Source organism: Paraburkholderia antibiotica, assembly GCF_012927125.1.
In the GTDB taxonomy this organism is placed as follows: Bacteria; Pseudomonadota; Gammaproteobacteria; order Burkholderiales; family Burkholderiaceae; genus Paraburkholderia; species Paraburkholderia antibiotica.
Map to the genome: position 1 here is coordinate 113,732 of NZ_JABBFZ010000011.1, position 16,129 is coordinate 129,860.

The 16,129-nt window shown below is 65.1% G+C and carries 15 protein-coding genes; 2 read left to right on the plus strand and 13 right to left on the minus strand.

Translation table 11 applies throughout. The features are described 5' to 3' along the window. Nucleotides 1-36: 36 nt before the first annotated feature. The gene (locus HHL14_RS18670; protein WP_169499101.1) at nucleotides 37-666 is read right to left on the minus strand and encodes a TetR/AcrR family transcriptional regulator; all 630 of its coding nucleotides are present in this window, start codon (nucleotides 664-666) and stop codon (nucleotides 37-39) included. A gap of 278 nt (nucleotides 667-944) precedes the next feature. After that, nucleotides 945-1,370 (minus strand): OsmC family protein, encoded by a 426-nt coding sequence (locus HHL14_RS18675; RefSeq protein WP_169499102.1) that lies wholly within the window; start codon nucleotides 1,368-1,370, stop codon nucleotides 945-947. Between the two features lie 358 nt (nucleotides 1,371-1,728). Here HHL14_RS18675 and HHL14_RS18680 point away from each other — a divergent pair, with 358 nt between their 5' ends. Then, nucleotides 1,729-2,034, plus strand: a complete 306-nt coding sequence (locus HHL14_RS18680) for a DUF4148 domain-containing protein (protein WP_169499204.1) — start codon at nucleotides 1,729-1,731, stop codon at nucleotides 2,032-2,034. 256 nt (nucleotides 2,035-2,290) lie between these two features. Here HHL14_RS18680 and HHL14_RS18685 read toward each other — a convergent pair whose 3' ends face one another. The 8 genes from HHL14_RS18685 to gltA form a co-directional block, all read right to left on the minus strand. Beyond that, nucleotides 2,291-2,845, minus strand: coding sequence for a carboxymuconolactone decarboxylase family protein (locus HHL14_RS18685; RefSeq protein ID WP_169499205.1), 555 nt, complete (start codon nucleotides 2,843-2,845; stop codon nucleotides 2,291-2,293). Nucleotides 2,846-2,876: 31 nt separating this feature from the next. Beyond that, the gene (locus tag HHL14_RS18690) at nucleotides 2,877-4,205 is read right to left on the minus strand and encodes an aspartate aminotransferase family protein (protein ID WP_169499103.1); all 1,329 of its coding nucleotides are present in this window, start codon (nucleotides 4,203-4,205) and stop codon (nucleotides 2,877-2,879) included. A gap of 5 nt (nucleotides 4,206-4,210) precedes the next feature. Then, a complete protein-coding gene (locus HHL14_RS18695; protein WP_329601694.1) occupies nucleotides 4,211-5,299 on the minus strand; it encodes a C45 family peptidase in 1,089 nt (362 codons plus the stop codon). 167 nt (nucleotides 5,300-5,466) lie between these two features. Further along, nucleotides 5,467-6,321, minus strand: a complete 855-nt coding sequence (locus HHL14_RS18700; protein WP_169499104.1) for a MurR/RpiR family transcriptional regulator — start codon at nucleotides 6,319-6,321, stop codon at nucleotides 5,467-5,469. 113 nt (nucleotides 6,322-6,434) lie between these two features. Next, nucleotides 6,435-7,097, minus strand: coding sequence for a hypothetical protein (locus HHL14_RS18705; RefSeq protein WP_329601695.1), 663 nt, complete (start codon nucleotides 7,095-7,097; stop codon nucleotides 6,435-6,437). A gap of 170 nt (nucleotides 7,098-7,267) precedes the next feature. Next, on the minus strand, nucleotides 7,268-7,954 hold the full coding sequence (locus tag HHL14_RS18710; protein ID WP_169499106.1) for a DUF429 domain-containing protein: 687 nt from the start codon (nucleotides 7,952-7,954) through the stop codon (nucleotides 7,268-7,270). A gap of 217 nt (nucleotides 7,955-8,171) precedes the next feature. Continuing rightward, on the minus strand, nucleotides 8,172-10,454 hold the full coding sequence (locus tag HHL14_RS18715) for an amylo-alpha-1,6-glucosidase (protein ID WP_169499107.1): 2,283 nt from the start codon (nucleotides 10,452-10,454) through the stop codon (nucleotides 8,172-8,174). Nucleotides 10,455-10,839: 385 nt separating this feature from the next. Beyond that, nucleotides 10,840-12,138 (minus strand): citrate synthase, encoded by a 1,299-nt coding sequence (gene gltA, locus HHL14_RS18720; protein WP_169499108.1) that lies wholly within the window; start codon nucleotides 12,136-12,138, stop codon nucleotides 10,840-10,842. Between the two features lie 421 nt (nucleotides 12,139-12,559). On the opposite strand from gltA, the gene HHL14_RS18725 reads away from it, so the two are divergent. Beyond that, nucleotides 12,560-12,961 carry a hypothetical protein gene (locus tag HHL14_RS18725; RefSeq protein WP_169499109.1) on the plus strand — a complete coding sequence of 134 codons (402 nt, stop codon included), beginning with the start codon at nucleotides 12,560-12,562 and terminating at the stop codon, nucleotides 12,959-12,961. A gap of 92 nt (nucleotides 12,962-13,053) precedes the next feature. On the opposite strand, the gene HHL14_RS18730 is transcribed toward HHL14_RS18725, so the two are convergent. The 3 genes from HHL14_RS18730 to HHL14_RS18740 all read right to left on the minus strand — a co-directional run bounded on the left by HHL14_RS18730 (nucleotide 13,054) and on the right by HHL14_RS18740 (nucleotide 16,053). Then, the gene (locus tag HHL14_RS18730) at nucleotides 13,054-13,842 is read right to left on the minus strand and encodes an alpha/beta fold hydrolase (protein ID WP_169499207.1); all 789 of its coding nucleotides are present in this window, start codon (nucleotides 13,840-13,842) and stop codon (nucleotides 13,054-13,056) included. 308 nt (nucleotides 13,843-14,150) lie between these two features. Then, complete coding sequence (gene mreB / locus HHL14_RS18735; RefSeq protein WP_169499110.1) at nucleotides 14,151-15,203, minus strand: rod shape-determining protein; 1,053 nt, start codon at nucleotides 15,201-15,203, stop codon at nucleotides 14,151-14,153. A 187-nt stretch (nucleotides 15,204-15,390) separates the two neighbouring features. Beyond that, nucleotides 15,391-16,053 carry an alpha/beta hydrolase gene (locus HHL14_RS18740; RefSeq protein WP_169499111.1) on the minus strand — a complete coding sequence of 221 codons (663 nt, stop codon included), beginning with the start codon at nucleotides 16,051-16,053 and terminating at the stop codon, nucleotides 15,391-15,393. Between the last annotated feature and the right edge of the window lie 76 nt (nucleotides 16,054-16,129).

Here is a 16,129-nt window from a genome sequence, read left to right on the forward strand (position 1 = left end):
GGCATGCGCCGACGCTACCTCCGTACAGCCTCGACGCTAGACCAGCGCGCGCATCGCCACATCGACGATGCCGGTCAGCGCGTCTTCTTCATGCGCGACCCGCCCCATCACCCGCAAGCCCTGCATCACGCAGAGCAGGAAATCGCCGACGGCCTGTTCGTCGAGCGTCGAATCGAAAGCGCCGCTCGCCTGGCCGCGGATCACCGCCGCCGCGAGCAGGGTCGCCATGCGTCGCTGGATCGCGGCGACGCGCGTACGCAATAGCTCGTCGCCAGGCTGCATTTCCAGCGTGGTGTTGGTGATGAAGCAGCTACGCCGGCCGCTCAGCGCGCACGACACCCGCGCGTAGTGCAGCAGCGCGTCGCGCAGCGCCTGCTCGGGCTCCACGGAATTGCTCAGACGCTGCGCGAGCCGGGCGACCGCGCCCTCCGCGTAATGATCGAGTGCGGCGAGCATGATGCCGTGCTTGTCGCCGAACACGCCATACAGACTGCCGCGCAACAAGCCGGTGGCCTTGCACAGATCGTCGATCGACGTCGCGTGGTAGCCGTGATCCCAGAACACCTGGCTCGCGTTCGTCAGCACGGTGTCGGTATCGAACTCGCGCGGACGGCCGCGCACACAGATGTCGCCGGCTTTTTTCGCGGTTTGCCTTGAATGACTCAATTGCGCTGATCCTGGGTTGCCTGATTGCCTGGTACTTGTAGCCGAAGTTGCCAACGCTGCCAAAGTGCTGTGGCTCACTGCGAGCGCCCAGCTTCTTGGGCTGGATATTATGACTGGCCGTTCAATAAATCAAGAAAGTCGCGCGGTACGCGCATCGCTCGTGGGGTTATTGGCTGGTTATTGGGGTTATTGGGTCATTGCGCCTCTGCCGCCACAAAAAAGCCGGCGCAGAGCGTGGCCGCCCTTCGCCGACTGCGTCGTTGCGCGGGCGCGCAGCGTCAGGTTTCGAGCTTCGCGTCCATCGTGATCGTCGCGTTCAGCACCTTCGACACCGGGCACCCCGCCTTCGCGTCGGCGGTCGCCTTGTCGAACGCGGCCTTGTCGCCGCCGGGGATTTTCACGTTCACGTCGAGATGCACCGCGGTGATCGCAAAGCCGCCGCCGTCCTTGTCGAGCGTGACGGTGGCCGTGGTGCCGATCCGCTCGGGCGTGATGCCGGCCTTGCCCAGCTCCGCCGACAACGCCATCGAGAAACACCCCGCGTGCGCGGCCGCGATCAGCTCTTCCGGATTCGTGCCGATGCCGTCCGCGAAGCGCGTCGCGAACGAATACTGGGTGTCCTTGAGGACGCCGCTGTCGGTGGAAATCGAGCCTTTGCCGTTTTGCAGGCCGCCTTGCCAGACTGCCGATGCCTTGCGCTTCATCGCTCTCTCCTGTTGATGCCCTACCGCCTGCGTCCGACGACCGAAGCTGATGCCCGCCGCGGCGGTCCCGCCCGGATCGGTCCGTGCGCGGGCATCGGTCGCGGGGCGCCGTGCGGCCGATGGGCACGGGCGTGGACCGGGTTTCATCATAGGCGCTTCAGATGCCTGCGTCGTGACGGCACGATGAAACGCTTACAGCTATTACCGCAATAGTCATCTCGAATATTTTCAAAAAAAGAAACAATCTTTCTTGAAAAAGCCACTTTTTTGCGGACCTCATCAGAAATAGACTGTTTTCAACGGACCGGCAAACGTGATTCACACCGATCCACTCAACAATCGAAATTTGGAGGTCATCATGAAATCGCTTCTTTCCGCAGTCGTCGTCGCATCTGCCCTTATCGTTCCGGCTGTGTCGTTCGCCCAGCAGGCCAACGCGCCGGTGTCCCGCGCTCAAGTGCGCGCCGAACTGGTTGCCGCGCAAAAAGCGGGCCTCGTGTACCAGAACGACACCGAGTATCCGAAGGCCGTGCCGCAAGGCGCGATGGTCGTCGCCGCGGCGCAGGGTTCGCAGGATGTCGGCGGCGTGAAGGCCAGCGCGTCGGACGCGGGTGCGCCGCAGTCGGTGCAGCAACGGATCTTCTCGACGTATCGTGGCAACTAAGCACGATAACTGCACGCGATAACCAGGCGCAGTAACCACTCGCAGTAAGCAGAAAGTAGTACGGCCGCGCGGTTGGCGGCCTGCAGTGGAAGGCAGTTCGATGTTGTAGTTGTTGCTGCAGCAAGTAAAAAGCCCCGGTTGCGATATTCGCAACCGGGGCTTTTATTGAGTCAACGCGTGGCGTTGTCCTGCAGCTGCGGGACGTGTTAAGCGGACGCCATACGGAGCACCACACTCTCCGCTCGCGCGTCAAACCTCACTCGGCAAACGGCAGGCTCTCCTGCCCCAACGCGCGCATGTCGAACACGTTCAGCGTCATCGCGACGAGCGCGTAATAGCCAAGCAGGCCGACCAGGTTGATCACCACCTGATGCCCGAAACGCTCGACCGTCTTCGCATACGTCGCATCCGACACGCGCTTCGTCTCGTACAGCTCGCTCGCGAAGTCGTAGATCAGCGCGTCGTCGGCGTCCGCGAAATCGGGGCGCTGGCCCTGGCGGATCGTCTCGGCATCCGCTTCGCCGACACCCGCCTCCAGCGCGATCGGATAGTGGATGTACCACTCGGCCTGCGCCTGCCAGCGCGATGCGGTCACCAGGATCGCGAGTTCCGACAAACGCAGCGGCAAGCCGGTCTGATAGCGGCAAAACGCGCCCAGACGCTGCGCGTGTTGCGCCAGTTGCGGGCTGTGAATCCAGCCGAGAAACGGCCCGTTCAGGTTGCCGCGCGGGCCGGTCAGGATTTCGTCGAGCACCGCTTTCTGCTCGGGCGTGGCGGTGGACATCTCGAAGTGAGGCAAACGCTCGGTCATCATCGTTCTCGCTAAGGGCTGGATTCGGATCTTAAACGGCGGCGAGCGACGCGCCGATCGCATCGGTCAGACGGCTCACGATCTCGTCGATATCGCGCTCGGTGCAGATGAACGGCGGCGCGAGCAGCACATGATCGCCGCTCTTGCCGTCGACGGTGCCACCCATCGGATACACCATCAGGCCGCGCGCGAACGCCTCGCGCTTGATCGCCGCGTGCAGCTTCAGTTTCGCATCGAACGGCTCTTTCGTCGTGCGATCCTTCACCAGTTCGACGCCGACGAAGAGGCCGCGCCCGCGCACGTCGCCGATATGCGGATGCTGCGCGTAGTGCTCGCGCAGCCGGCTGCGCAACTGCTCGCCGCGCGCCTGCACGTTCGGCAGCAGCCTGTCTTCGGCGATCACGCGTTGCACTTCGAGCGCGGCCGCGCAGGCCGTCGCGTGACCGATGTAGGTATGGCCGTGCTGAAAGAAGCCCGACCCACCGACGATGGTCTGGTAGATGCGGTCGCTCACGAGCGTCGCGCCGATCGGCTGATAGCCGGCGCCGAGCCCCTTCGCGATCGTCAGGATGTCCGGCGCGACGCCGTCTTCTTCGCACGCGAACAGATAGCCGGTGCGGCCCATGCCCGACATGATCTCGTCGAGAATCAGCAGGACCCCGTAACGATCGCAGACCGCGCGGATCTTGCGGAAATACTCGCGCACCGGCGGCACCGCGCCGGCCGTCGCGCCCACCACCGTTTCCGCGACGAATGCGGCGACCGTATCCGCGCCGAGTTCGAGGATCTTCTGTTCGAGTTCGTCAGCGAGACGCTGCGCGAACGCTTCTTCAGTTTCGTCGGCGCGCTGCTCGCGATACGCGTAGCACGGGCTCACGTGATGCGCTTCGATCAGGATCGGCAGGAACGGCTCGCGACGCCAGGCATTGCCGCCGATCGCCAGCGCGCCGAGCGTGTTGCCGTGATAACTCTGCCGCCGCGCGATGAAATGACGGCGCTGCGTCTCGCCCTTTTCGACAAAATACTGCCGCGCGAGCTTCAGCGCGGCCTCGATCGCCTCCGAGCCGCCCGACACGAAGTACACATGTTCGAGCCCCGCTGGCGCGGCGGCGACGAGCCGCTCGGCCAGTTCCTCGGCCGGCGCGGTCGTGAAGAACGACGTGTGCGCGTACGGCAGTTGCTGCGCCTGACGCTTGATCGCGTCGATCACGCGCTGATTGCTATGGCCAAGGCACGAAACCGCCGCGCCGCCCGACGCGTCGATATAACGCTTGCCGGTCGAATCGATGATTTCGATGCCGTCGCCCGCGACGGCCACCGGCAGGGTTTGCTTCGGAGAACGATGGAAAACGGTGGACATGGTGTTCAGTTCCTGGTGGTTTCGGCGTGGGGTCGAACGCGAGCGTCGGGGGTCGCGCGGGCGATAAAGGTGTCGAACGCGCATTGGCCATGACGATAGGCTTTCATCGATACGCCCGCGTCGCTAATGTCGAAGAGTGCGGTGGCGAGCGTATTTTCGTCGTCGGGATCGTGCGGGTCGTCGCGATAGATCGGCAAACCGGACGGCGCGCGGTCGTGCAGCACGTCGAGCAACGCCGAGGCCGGCAGCGCACCGTTGCCGGCCAGCGCGGGCAGCAACGCATTCACGCGCAATTGCCGGTCGCGCGACGACTCGGTGACGATTTGCGCCTCCGCTTCGCAGCCCGGATGAATCATGTGATTCGCGTGGCCGGCGCGTTTTTCCACCTGTTGCACCGAGCAGCGCCGGGCGCTCGCTTCGACGCTGAAGAGCCGCGCGTCGCCCGCGCAGCCGAGCGTGTGATGAAAGCCGCTCGCCGCCGGCACGTCGCGCAGGATCTGCAATGCCGCGTCGAGCGACGTGGCACCGAGCACCGCGCGCGCGAGGATCATGCGCGGCACGCCGGCAGCCGGTGTGCGGATGCGTAGATTGTTGATGGCTTGCACGAGCCCGGCCCGGTTCGCCGCGAACGTATGCCCCGGCAGCGAGCCGGGATAGTAGAAGCTGACGAAGCCGGGCCGGCCGTTTGGCTGGACCTCGACCACCGCGCAGCGCTCGCGTAGAAACGGGTCGCCATCTTCGTTGTGGGCGATGAAACGGGTGTCGCCTTCGATCGCCGCGAGCGTCGTGCAGCCGTCGGGCGCGTTGTGGATCAGCTCGCCGCGGCAGTTCCACAGAAACACGTCTTCGGCGGGCCAGCCGATGCCGGCCGCGATACCGTCGAGCTCGGCAACCAGCGCCGGAAAATGTGCGCGCGCCGCGTCGCGCAATGCCTGCACGAACGGCTCGCCGCGCCAGCGCCGCACCGCCTGCCACGCCGCGCTCTGCGCCATGTACTCGGCAAACACCGGCCGCGCGATTTCGCCGAGCTGGAGGCCGATCTCATACGGCTCGCCACTGATCTGAAAAACCTTGAATTCCTGCTTCGATGCCACGGGCGTACCATCTTCAACATTCGGTACGTATTTATACGTCAATACAACATTTGTTGTCAAATAAAGTTGAGCGACACCAGATGGAGCATGGGCCGTGCTCCCTTCGCTTCATGCGTGCCTGATGGCGGGAAATCGACGGGAAAAGAAAGCGCTGGCGGGCGTTCGGTTCAGGGCACGTATGCGCCCTTCGTATGCAGCGATTGCTCGGCAAGCGCGAGCTGCTCGACCGCGTCCGCGCCTTCGAGCGCGAGCAGATGCGCGACCAGCGCCTCGGCGATCGCGGTGGCGGCCACCAGCGACGGGAAGAACGACGGGCTTTCGTGCGAAAAAATCAGCACTTTCTCGGCGTTCAGCGCGATCGGCGACACCGCGCTGTCGGTGATCGCGATCAGCTTGCTGCCTTTTTCGAGCGCGGCCTCGGCGACGCGCGCCGCTTCGACCGAATACGGAGCGAAGCTGATCACGATAGTCGCGCTGTCGCGCTCGATCGTGCGCAACTGCATTTCGAGCGTGCCGGCCTCGCCGTTGAGCAGCGACACCGACGGACGGAACAGCCGGTAGCCGTACACGAGCCCGAAGGCGACCGAGTAACACGAGCGAAAGCCGGCGACGTGCACGTGCGGCGCGCGCCGCAACACCCGCGCGGCCTCGACGATCACGCGACCGTTATGCGCGGCGGTCGCGTCGAGATTGTGCTGCTGCGCGACGAGCAGATCGTTGGCGAGCGCGTCCTTCGATTTGACCAGCGAGCGCGCGCGGCTCGTCAGCGGTTCGGGCCGCGTGCGCACGCGCGCGACGAACAGGTTGCGCAGTTCGTTCCAGCCGGGAAAGCCGAGTTGCTGCGACAGCCGCACCAGCGAAGCCGGCTGCACCTGCGCGCGCTCGGCGACCTTGCGCATCGACGACACCGCGACCTCGTCGGGATGATCGAGCAGGAAGCCCGCGCCCATCTGGAACTGCGGGCTCAGTTCGGAGAAGCGCGCCCGGATCAGGGCGACGAGCTGGTCGAAGCTGTCTGGCATGGGAGGGAACTGCGGTGGTGAACGATGACAACAAATGTTACCACTGGGTGGGCGCGCTCAACGGGAGCTGCGTCCCGGGTCGTCTCCAACAGGCATGCCCTCACCGCCCATGCTCACCGCCGGTCCTTGCCCGTCTTCGTGGCGACATGGCCGCTGCGCGCGCTGCCCCGCCTGCGCCACACGAACGACGTCACGAATCCCACCGCGACAAGCAGCGCAATCAGGAGACCCATGCCCATGCCGGTCATCGCGTGGGAGACGTCGACCGGGGATGCCGCGACAGCACCGGATGCCGCGGCCGTCGCGGATGCGTCCTGCGTCACCGGCTGCGGCAGCGCCACGCCGGCCGCGCTCCCTTGTCGTACCAGCGATGCCTCCGACGTCGGCGCAGCCACGACCGGCTGGGACGCCACGAGCGGCGGCGCGTCCGGATTCGGGCCGACGGGCGCCATCGCGGTATCCGACATCGCGCCGGGCGCCGCTGCCTGAGGCTGGACGATGAGCGAGCCGGCCATCGTCTTCCATTGCGCAAAGACACCATCGATGCAATGGACGTCGACGCACGCGTTGCGCGCCTGCCGCCACCGAGCCAGTTGGGCCGACGAGAGTCGACCGCTGTTTAGCAACGTCTGTTGCTGCGCGAAGATGTCGTCGTATTCGTTGCTCAGAATCGCGTGATCGCAGATGACCCGCTCGGCGGGTTGGCGCGTGGTCGCGCATTGAAGATCGCTCGCCCATGCGCCGCCTGAAATCGACGCCGTCATGGCTAGCAGCAAGACCAAACCTGTTCGTACCGGACGCACCCGTCCTCCTTGAATGTGCATATCGTGATTCGTGATCGAACGCTGGCGATAAGGTCCGTGCGGGTCCATGCGGGTCTGTGCTGCACCGCATGGAGGCCGCGCTTACGGACATTTACCGGTTGCGTAGCAGAGCGCGTGCCCGTTCAAGCGCGAGTCGCGCCGAAAGCTGCCCCGACCTGGCTTGCGCTCACCGGACAACCATCGGGCCTGGGCACCACGATGTAGCCACCCAGGTCGTCGCCATAGGCCACGACGCGGTTCTCGAGCAGATAGCGCGCGGCCAACGCACAGAGCGCCGCGTCGACATCGTCGATAGATCCGAGCGATGCCGCGTCGATCCCTTCCCGTTTGAGGATTTCGCGGCGCTGGGTTCCTTTTTTCTTCGCGGATGCCTGCTTCGTACCGAGGAACGCACAGGTTATCGCGTGCGGAAACGTTTCGAAGCACACGCGACCCGCGCGCGTCCCGCCATTTGCGAAAAGCGCGAAGTGTTCGGCAAAGACGTCGTACACACGCTCGCCGTTGAACATCCAGCCGTAAAAGCCGCTTGTGCTGGCTAGCGCCCGTTCGCGATGCGGCGTGGCAAACGAAAAGATTTTTTGTTCCGCCAGCACCTTCTCGGCGCGTCTTCCGACGTCACCGCTACGCCATCGGCATGGCGCGTCGACGCCCACCGCCGTGACGTCGTATTCGCGGCATATCTCAAGCATTTGCTCCGGCGTTGCCTTGCGCAGATTGCGCACGATCTCGGTGCCTCGCAGGATCACCAGATGATTCCGCTTGCGCTCTCCGCCGACGTCAATGCCCGCTACGGTGGGTGGTGGCTTCATGGTGTCCTTCCGCTTTTTACCCACATCTGGCAGCCGTCGCGCCGGCGCTTGAGCTCTCGCCCAAAGCTTTGCGCTCACACAGTTTTCTTCATTAGGGCCGCACGAAGACGAAAAACTTTGCACGTGCAAAGTTTTTCGATCAAATCAGGTTTTGGCCGTCCTGGACCCAGCTTACGCATCGCCGCCGGCACTCCCGCCCCCGCCAACCCCGCAAAACTCAAAGCAACGCCACCACCCTGACATCCCCCTGCTCCGCCGACGCCACCACCTTCTCGCCGATCCGGCGGAACGTGATCGACACCGACGCATCGCCGACCCGCAGATCGCTGACCTCGAGCCAGTCGATACCCTCGGGCAGCATCGGCTGTTCGATCACCACCTCGCGCCGCTCGGCGTCGATCGTGATGCCGAGGCATGCCTCAAGCATCATGAACGGTGAACCGGCCGCCCACGCCTGCGGCAGACACGCGACCGGATAGGCGGTGGGCGGCTCGCCGCGCCGGCGCGGGAACCCGCAGAACAGCTCCGGCAGACGCATGTCGAAATTGACTGCCGCCTGGAACAGCGCCTGCAGCAACCGCACCGCCGACGCCTTGCCGCCGTAGCGCGACAGGCCGCGCGCGCACAGCGCGTTGTCGTGCGGCCAGACCGACCCGTTGTGGTACGCCATCGGATTGAAGCGCGCCTGGCTCGCGGCCAGCGTGCGCACGCCCCAGCCGGTATGGAACAGCGTCGAGTCGAGCGCGCGCACCACCGCCTCGCCGCGCTCGCGCGTCGGCAGACCGAAGGCCAGCAGGTGCCCCGCGTTCGATGCCATCACGCGGCACAGTTCGCCGTGTCCGTCGAGCGCGATGCCGTAGAAGCCGGCCTCGTCCATCCAGTACTTTTCCTCGACGCAGCGGCGGATCTTCTTCGCGCGTTCCGCGTATTGCGCGGCCGCGTCGCGCAGACCGCGCAGCTTCGAGAACCGCGCCATCGTGTCGAACGCGGCGCTCGCGTAAGCCTGCACTTCGACGAGCGCGATCGGGCCGTCGGGGAAGCGGCCGTCGGCGTGGAACACCGAATCGTGACTGTCTTTCCAGCCCTGATTCGCGAGGCCGCCGTCCGACTCGCGCTGATAGTCGAGCAGGCCGAAGCGGTTTTTATCGCACACGCCCGCGACCCAGCCGGCCGCGCTCTCGAGCGCCGGCCACAGTTCGTCGACGAGCGAGGTGTCGCCGGTGCGGGCCACATAGGCGCCCGCCAGCACGATAAAGAGCGGCGTGGTGTCGACGCCGCCGTAGTACAGCGCGAACGGCACCTCGCCGGCCGCGGCCATTTCGCCCTTGCGCATCTCGTGCATGATCTTGCCGGGCGCGGCATCGCGGAACGGCGAATTCTCGTGCGCCTGATGGTCGGCGAGAAAACGCAGCACGCCCGCGGCCAGATGCGGCTGCAACCACAGCGTCTGCAACGACGTGATCACCGCATCGCGGCCGAATGGCGTCGAAAACCACGGGATGCCGGCGTACGGATACGGGCCGGTGGCGAGGTCGGTGGTCAGCAGACTCAGGTCCGCGAACGAGCGGTCGATCCATGCGTTGAACAACGGATTGCTGGTGCGCATGCGCGCGCTCGCGCGGCGGCGCTCGCGCATCACGAGGTGGGCATCGACCAGCGCGGCACGCACCGCCGAGCGGCCGACGCGCGGACGCTCCGCGTCGATCTGCGACATGTGCGCTTCGCTTTGCGCATGCATCGGTTGCGCCACATCGGCGCCGGGCTTGCCGCTCATCGGCACCACGTGCACCGCCACCGACAGATAGATCGACACGCATGCCTGCGCCGGCAGCTTGATCGTGTAATCGGCGCGGTCGGCGAACAGCTTGTCCGGCTGCGGCGAGAACGCGATCTGCACGTTGCGCGCCACATCGTCGAGACCGATATAGCCGAGCAGCACCTCCTGATTCTCGACGCGCGCCGGCTCGACGTGACCCTGCTTGTCACGCTTCAGGCCGCGCACTTCGAACATGTCGCGGAAGTCGCTGGCAAACGAAATGGACAGCGGCACGATCGCGTCGCTGGTGCCATAGTTGGTCAGCTCGATCGCCTCGTTGAGCACGGTGCCCGACAGCACGCGCACGCGCTCGACGTGAATCACGCCTTCGGGGGTGCTATTGCCGCCGAGCGGCGGCAGCGGACGATTGGTCAGATGCGCGGTGAACGACGTGTTGTCGCTGCTGACGCTGCCCGACAGCAGCGACGGCGCGCGGCCGCCGAAGGTCAGGCGCAGTTGCGACAGCACGCGTGTGTCGTTGACGAACAGGCCATCGTCGTGGCCGGTGATATCGCCGAGCGGATCGTTGACGATGAACGTATCGCCCGACTTGAGCACGTGCTGCGCGGCGCTCGCGACGTTGAGGTTTTCTGTCGGGATGAAAACGCCGTCCTGCTCGGCCTCGCGATGATCGACGCCGCCCGAATGGGTCAGCCCGCCGAGGGCTTCTGGCTGCTGTGTCAAGGTCGCTCCTATGGTTCGATTCGCTGCTGCGTTCAGTTGGCACGTCGGGGCTCGCCCCACTGGGCGGTCTCATCCGATTGTAGAGGGTCCGTGCGGGGCCTGTGCGCATGAGACGAACTTATCGCGGCCGAGTTTCGACTTTTTTGTGCCGATTTTTTACGGCGCTTTCAATGGCACAGGACCTGCAGGGCCACGCGCGGTGTCTCGGGCACCGCGTGGACCGCGCCAAAAGAAAAGACCCACGGCCTTGTGGGCCGTGGGTCCGGGCGCATCGACCGAGGTAGTCGACACGCGCGTTGCTCGACGCGTGGATAGCGCGTCGATGAACGGGGGTGAACGGGGGTGAACGGGTTATGAAGCTCCGGTGAGCGTTCGGGCGAGCGTTTTAACGCTTCGCGAGCGGCTTCGCTTCGCGCAACGTCTCGCCGACGAACAGCTGACGCGGACGTCCGATCTTCTGTTCCGGATCGGCGATCATTTCATTCCACTGCGCGATCCAGCCGATCGTGCGCGCCATCGCGAAGATGCACGTGAACATCGACGTCGGAATACCCAGCGCGCGCTGCACGATGCCCGAGTAGAAGTCGACGTTCGGGTACAGCTTGCGCGACACGAAGTAGTCGTCTTCGAGCGCGATCTTTTCGAGCGCCATCGCGAGCTTGAACAGCGGGTCGTCGTGCAGGCCCAGTTCGTTCAGCACTTCGTAGCACGTCTCGCGCATCAGCTTCGCGCGCGGATCGTAGTTCTTGTACACGCGGTGACCGAAGCCCATCAGCTTCACGCCCGAGTTCTTGTCCTTCACCTTCGCGATGAATTCGGGGATGTTGTCGACCGAGCCGATTTCTTCCAGCATGTTCAGCGCGGCTTCGTTCGCGCCGCCGTGCGCCGGGCCCCACAGACACGCGATACCGGCCGCGATACACGCGAACGGATTCGCGCCCGACGAACCGGCCAGACGCACGGTCGAGGTCGACGCGTTCTGCTCATGGTCCGCGTGCAGGATCAGGATACGGTCGAGCGCGCGCACCAGCACGTCGTTGACCTTGTACTCCTCGGCCGGATTCGAGAACATCATGTGCATGAAGTTCGCGCTGTACGACAGGTCGTTCTTCGGATAAACGAACGGTTGACCGACGCTGTACTTGTAGGCCATCGCGACGAGCGTGGGCAGCTTCGCGATCATACGGATCGCCGATACCTCGCGATGCTGCGGGTTCGTGATGTCGAGCGAGTCGTGATAGAACGCCGACAGCGCGCCGACCGCGGCAACGAGGATCGCCATCGGATGCGCGTCGCGACGGAAACCGCGGAAGAAGAAGTGCATCTGCTCGTGCACCATCGTGTGCTGCTTGACGGTATCGACGAACTCTTTCTTCTCGGCCGCGCTCGGCAGTTCGCCCTTCAGCAGCAGGTAGCAGGTTTCGAGGAAGTCGGCGTTCTGCGCGAGGTTGTCGATCGGATAGCCGCGGTACAGCAGCTCGCCCTTGTCGCCGTCGATATACGTGATTTCGGAGTTGCACGACGCCGTCGACATGAAGCCCGGATCGTACGTGAATTTACCGGTCTGGCCGTACAGCTTGCGAATGTCGATGACGTCCGGGCCTAGCGTGCCCTGATAGATCGGCAGATCGATGGTCTGGTCGCTGTCGGAGAAGCTCAGCGTTGCGTGTGACTTCGAGTTCATCTACATCTTCCTTTTGCTTGATACCGCACACGTGCCGGCATGCTGAAGGTCGTCCAGCGAGGCGCGACTGCAGCGCTCTCGAACAGGTACGGGCATGCTCAGGCTCCGGTCCGCATTCTACGGGCCGCGGCGTGGTTGATTGCGGCGATGGATTGCAACAATCCATCTCGACGCCAGCAACACTCGTTGCCATGCGGTCGTCAAACACCGCATTCGCGCGGCCCTCCCGCCGCGCCCGCACCTATCACCGGCAAAATGAAAGTCGAACGAAAGGCGAAGCAACAGACGCAACAATGTTTTGCTGCCGGCACACTGCGCCGGCTCGCGGGCATCTGCGATACTCAATCCGTGTATCGATGCTTGCGGCCCGCTATCTGTTCGACGCGGGCTTTTTTAATCGACTAAAAAAGCAGGAATAACCATGAACGCCTCTCTCGAAACGCTGTTCCCGGATCACATCCATAGCGAAGACAACACCGTCACCGCGCTCAATCATCAGGACATCGTCGTCGCGTTGTCGGCGGCGCTGAAAACGCAGGACGTCGCGGTGCTGCACATGCTCTACCCGCGTACCGACGCGCGCACGCATCGCAGTCTCGATACGCTCGTGAACGTGTTGCACGGCCATGGTCTGCACGAAGTCGCGGATCTGCTCGCGCAGGAAGCGCACTATCTGCTGTTCAGGGATCCGGTGAAGGCATGGAAGGTCTTCCATGAAATCCGCAACGACTCGCTCGCGATCGGCGTGCATCTGTACTATCACGGGCTCGTCGGTGAAGCGGCCGAGCGCGCGCTCGACGCGGACGCGCATCGCAAGGACTGAACGTCGAGGCCTGGCTCGACGGCGGGTCGGCGGCGCGCGAGCGTCGTCGATCGCGCCGATTGGCGCCATCGTGCGCACTATCACACTACATTTCAGCGCGCGTTCGTCGCCTGAATAAACTCGTCGACGTAGCGGTTGAACGCCGACGGATGCGCGAGGTTCATCCCGTGCGACGCGCCGCGCACCGTTTCGCGGTGCGCATCCGGCAACCACGACTGCAACGCGGTCACAGTACGTCGGAACATCTCCGGACTTTTCTCGCCATCGATCAACAGCACCGGAGCACGCACGTCCACGGCATCCTCGGGAACATACGCGGGCAGCGGGTCGCGAAATTGCCGCGCGAGCGTGTGCGCGTTATCGGTCGCCATGCGGCGAAAACCGGCCGTGCTCATCGCCCAGAAGCCGGGGCGGCTCACCGAATCGACGAATAGTTGCAGGCCCGCTTCCACCTCGCCCGCCTCGATCAGTTGCGCCGCTTTCGCGCGCAACGCGTTGACCGTTTCCGGCAGACTCGCGGGCGGACGTCCGGCGATCTGCAGCGGACCGCCCGGATCGGCGAGCGTCAGCGTGCGCACGCGGTCGGGATGGCGTCGCGCGCAATGATAGGCAACGCAGCCGCCACGCGAATGCCCAACCACGTGCGCGGGCCCCGCGCCGAAACGATCGATGAATTCCGCGACTTCATCCGCGTGCTCGCTCCAGCTGAACGGCAGATCCGTCGCGCTGTCGGTCACCGGCCAGTAATGCGTGAGGCTCACCGCGACGCAGCGATAGCGCTTCGACAGACCCGCGAGTTGCGGCTGCCAGTAGCGGTAATCGCACAGCGAGCCGTGCACGAACAGCAGCAGTTCACCGTCGCCTGCCTCGACGTAGGGCATGCGCAAGCCGCTGCGCAGTTCGATGAATGAAGGCGACGGCGTCACGGCCGACGCGGGCAAAGCGGAAACGGATTGATTCACGGGTGGTTCACGGACAGCACGGCCGCGACACGCGGATGCGTGCGGCGCCGGCAAAGGCATTGGAGAATAGTGTCGGCGTCCGTGAAAGTGGGACGCGGGCGGGTATTTTCACACAAGCGGTCACGTCAGCGCCGGCAACACTCAGGAGCGGCGTGGAAAGCAACAAGCCGTACACGTATGCGTCACTACGCGGTCCCACGGATCTCCTGGCAGGCGCCGCCCGCCCCTCACTCGTACCCGGCGTCCTCGACCCATCCCGCCGCGGCTGCCGCACCCGCGCCACGCACCGCGCAGGTCAGCGGCTCATCGGCGACGCGCACGTCGAGGCCAATTTCATCGCTTAAACGCCGGCCCAGATTGCCGAGCAGCGCACCGCCGCCGGTCAGCACGATGCCGTTGTGCGCGATGTCCGTCACCAGCTCGGCGGGCGCCATTTCGAGCCCGCGCTTCACCGCGCCGATCACCTGGCGCAGCGGCCCCTCGATCGCTTCGGCGATATCGTGGTTGCTCAGCTGCACTGTGCGCGGCAGGCCGTCGTCGACGCTGCGGCCGGTCGCGTTCATCTGTTCGAGCGGCACGTCGTGCGCGGCCGAGCCGATGGTCTTCTTCACGTGCTCGGCGGTCTGCTCGCCCAGCAGCACGCCATACAGATTGCGCACATAGCCGACGATCGCCGCATCGAAATTGTCGCCGCCGACGCGCACCGAGCCGCTATACGCGGTACCGCCAAGCGCGATCACGCCGACCTCGGTGGTGCCGCCGCCGATGTCGACCACCATCGAGCCGGTTGCTTCGCGCACCGGCAGTCCCGCGCCGAGCGCCGCCGCGAGCGATTCGCCGATCAGGCTGACCTTCCACGCGCCGGCCGCTTCGGCGGCTTCGCGGATCGCGCGACGCTCCAGCTGGGTCGCGGCGGCCGGAACGCACAGCGTGAACGCGGCGCGCCGGCTGAACAGCGAACGCGGCCGCGCCATGTCGACGAATTGCCGGATCATCTGTTCGGCGGCGGAGAAATTGGCGATCACACCGTGGCGCAGCGGCCGCACCGCCTCGAGATTGAGCGGCGCGCGACCGAGTAGCTGGCGCGCCTCGGTGCCGACCGCGGCAATGCGCTTCGGCCCGGTCGCAGGCTCTTTTTCGAAGCACACGACGGACGGCTGGTTCAGCACGATGCCGCCGTCGTCGGTATAGATAAGGGTGTTGGCAGTGCCGAGATCCACCGCCACGGAATGACGGAACAGGCGCTCGAAAAGCGGGTAATGCGGCGTCGGTCTGGCCATAAGCAGGCTCTGATATGTCGTTATCCGCCGTCTCGGGCGGTCAAAAATGCGCCCCCGGTACCCCAATCCGCGCGGCATGCCCAACCGGGCACTGCGCTTTCCACGCGGCGGAGGTGATTTTCAAGCTATTTACCCTATGACGGCAAGCGGCCCGGAATCTTTAGGGGGACTTTCTATTAGCGTTGTGTCAATCGCGCGACACCGCGCCGAGCGTGCGCTCCAGCGCATCGCGGCCAAGCGCGACGCCATCGGCGGTGATCGTATGGCCGACGCCGGGCAGCACGTAGGCATCGACCGGATAACCGGCGTTGCTGAGCGCGTTCGCCGCGTGTTCGAGCTCGCGCACCGGAATCACCTCGTCGTCCTCGCCGTGGATCAGCGTGAGCGGCGTCGCGCGATTGGCCGACGCGAGCGGCGACGCCAGCCGCCCCGAATACGCGACCACGGCCGCCGCGCCTTCCGTGCTCGACGCGACGTGATGCAGCGCCATGATCGAACCTTGCGAAAAGCCGACGAGCGCGAGCCGTGCGAAAGACAGCTGCCAGTGCGCGAGTTCGGCGTCGAGCACGCGAAGCAGCGCCGGATAAGCGCCGGCGACGCGCGCTTCGCGGTTCGCCTCGTTGACGTCGCGCAGGCTGAACCATTGACGGCCGCCGAAGCCGCCGTCGAACGGATCGGTGCCGTCGAGCGACACGAAGGCCGTGTTGGGCAGATCCTCGCTCCAGATGTCGGCGAGCGGCATCAGATCGCGCGCATTGCTGCCGACGCCGTGCATCAGCACGACGAGGCTCGTCGCGGGCGTGTTCTGCGGCGCGCGGCGCCAGCCGTGTTCGAATTGCTGCCAGCTCATGGTGAGGTCCTTTTGCGTGGATTCGGGATCCGCGGCCTACGTCGCCTGGTGAGTTGCAAGGTGGCGTGGCTGCTGT

Excerpts from the sequence above, each read along its gene's own strand:
- HHL14_RS18675 (WP_169499102.1), bottom strand. The coding sequence starts at position 1,370 with ATGAAGCGCAAGGCATCGGCAGTCTGGCAAGGCGGCCTGCAAAACGGC.
- HHL14_RS18680 (WP_169499204.1), top strand. The coding sequence starts at position 1,729 with ATGAAATCGCTTCTTTCCGCAGTCGTCGTCGCATCTGCCCTTATCGTT.
- HHL14_RS18685 (WP_169499205.1), bottom strand. The coding sequence starts at position 2,845 with ATGACCGAGCGTTTGCCTCACTTCGAGATGTCCACCGCCACGCCCGAG.
- HHL14_RS18690 (WP_169499103.1), bottom strand. The coding sequence starts at position 4,205 with ATGTCCACCGTTTTCCATCGTTCTCCGAAGCAAACCCTGCCGGTGGCC.
- HHL14_RS18700 (WP_169499104.1), bottom strand. The coding sequence starts at position 6,321 with ATGCCAGACAGCTTCGACCAGCTCGTCGCCCTGATCCGGGCGCGCTTC.
- HHL14_RS18710 (WP_169499106.1), bottom strand. The coding sequence starts at position 7,954 with ATGAAGCCACCACCCACCGTAGCGGGCATTGACGTCGGCGGAGAGCGC.
- gltA (WP_169499108.1), bottom strand. The coding sequence starts at position 12,138 with ATGAACTCGAAGTCACACGCAACGCTGAGCTTCTCCGACAGCGACCAG.
- HHL14_RS18725 (WP_169499109.1), top strand. The coding sequence starts at position 12,560 with ATGAACGCCTCTCTCGAAACGCTGTTCCCGGATCACATCCATAGCGAA.
- HHL14_RS18730 (WP_169499207.1), bottom strand. The coding sequence starts at position 13,842 with ATGCCCTACGTCGAGGCAGGCGACGGTGAACTGCTGCTGTTCGTGCAC.
- mreB (WP_169499110.1), bottom strand. The coding sequence starts at position 15,203 with ATGGCCAGACCGACGCCGCATTACCCGCTTTTCGAGCGCCTGTTCCGT.
- HHL14_RS18740 (WP_169499111.1), bottom strand. The coding sequence starts at position 16,053 with ATGAGCTGGCAGCAATTCGAACACGGCTGGCGCCGCGCGCCGCAGAAC.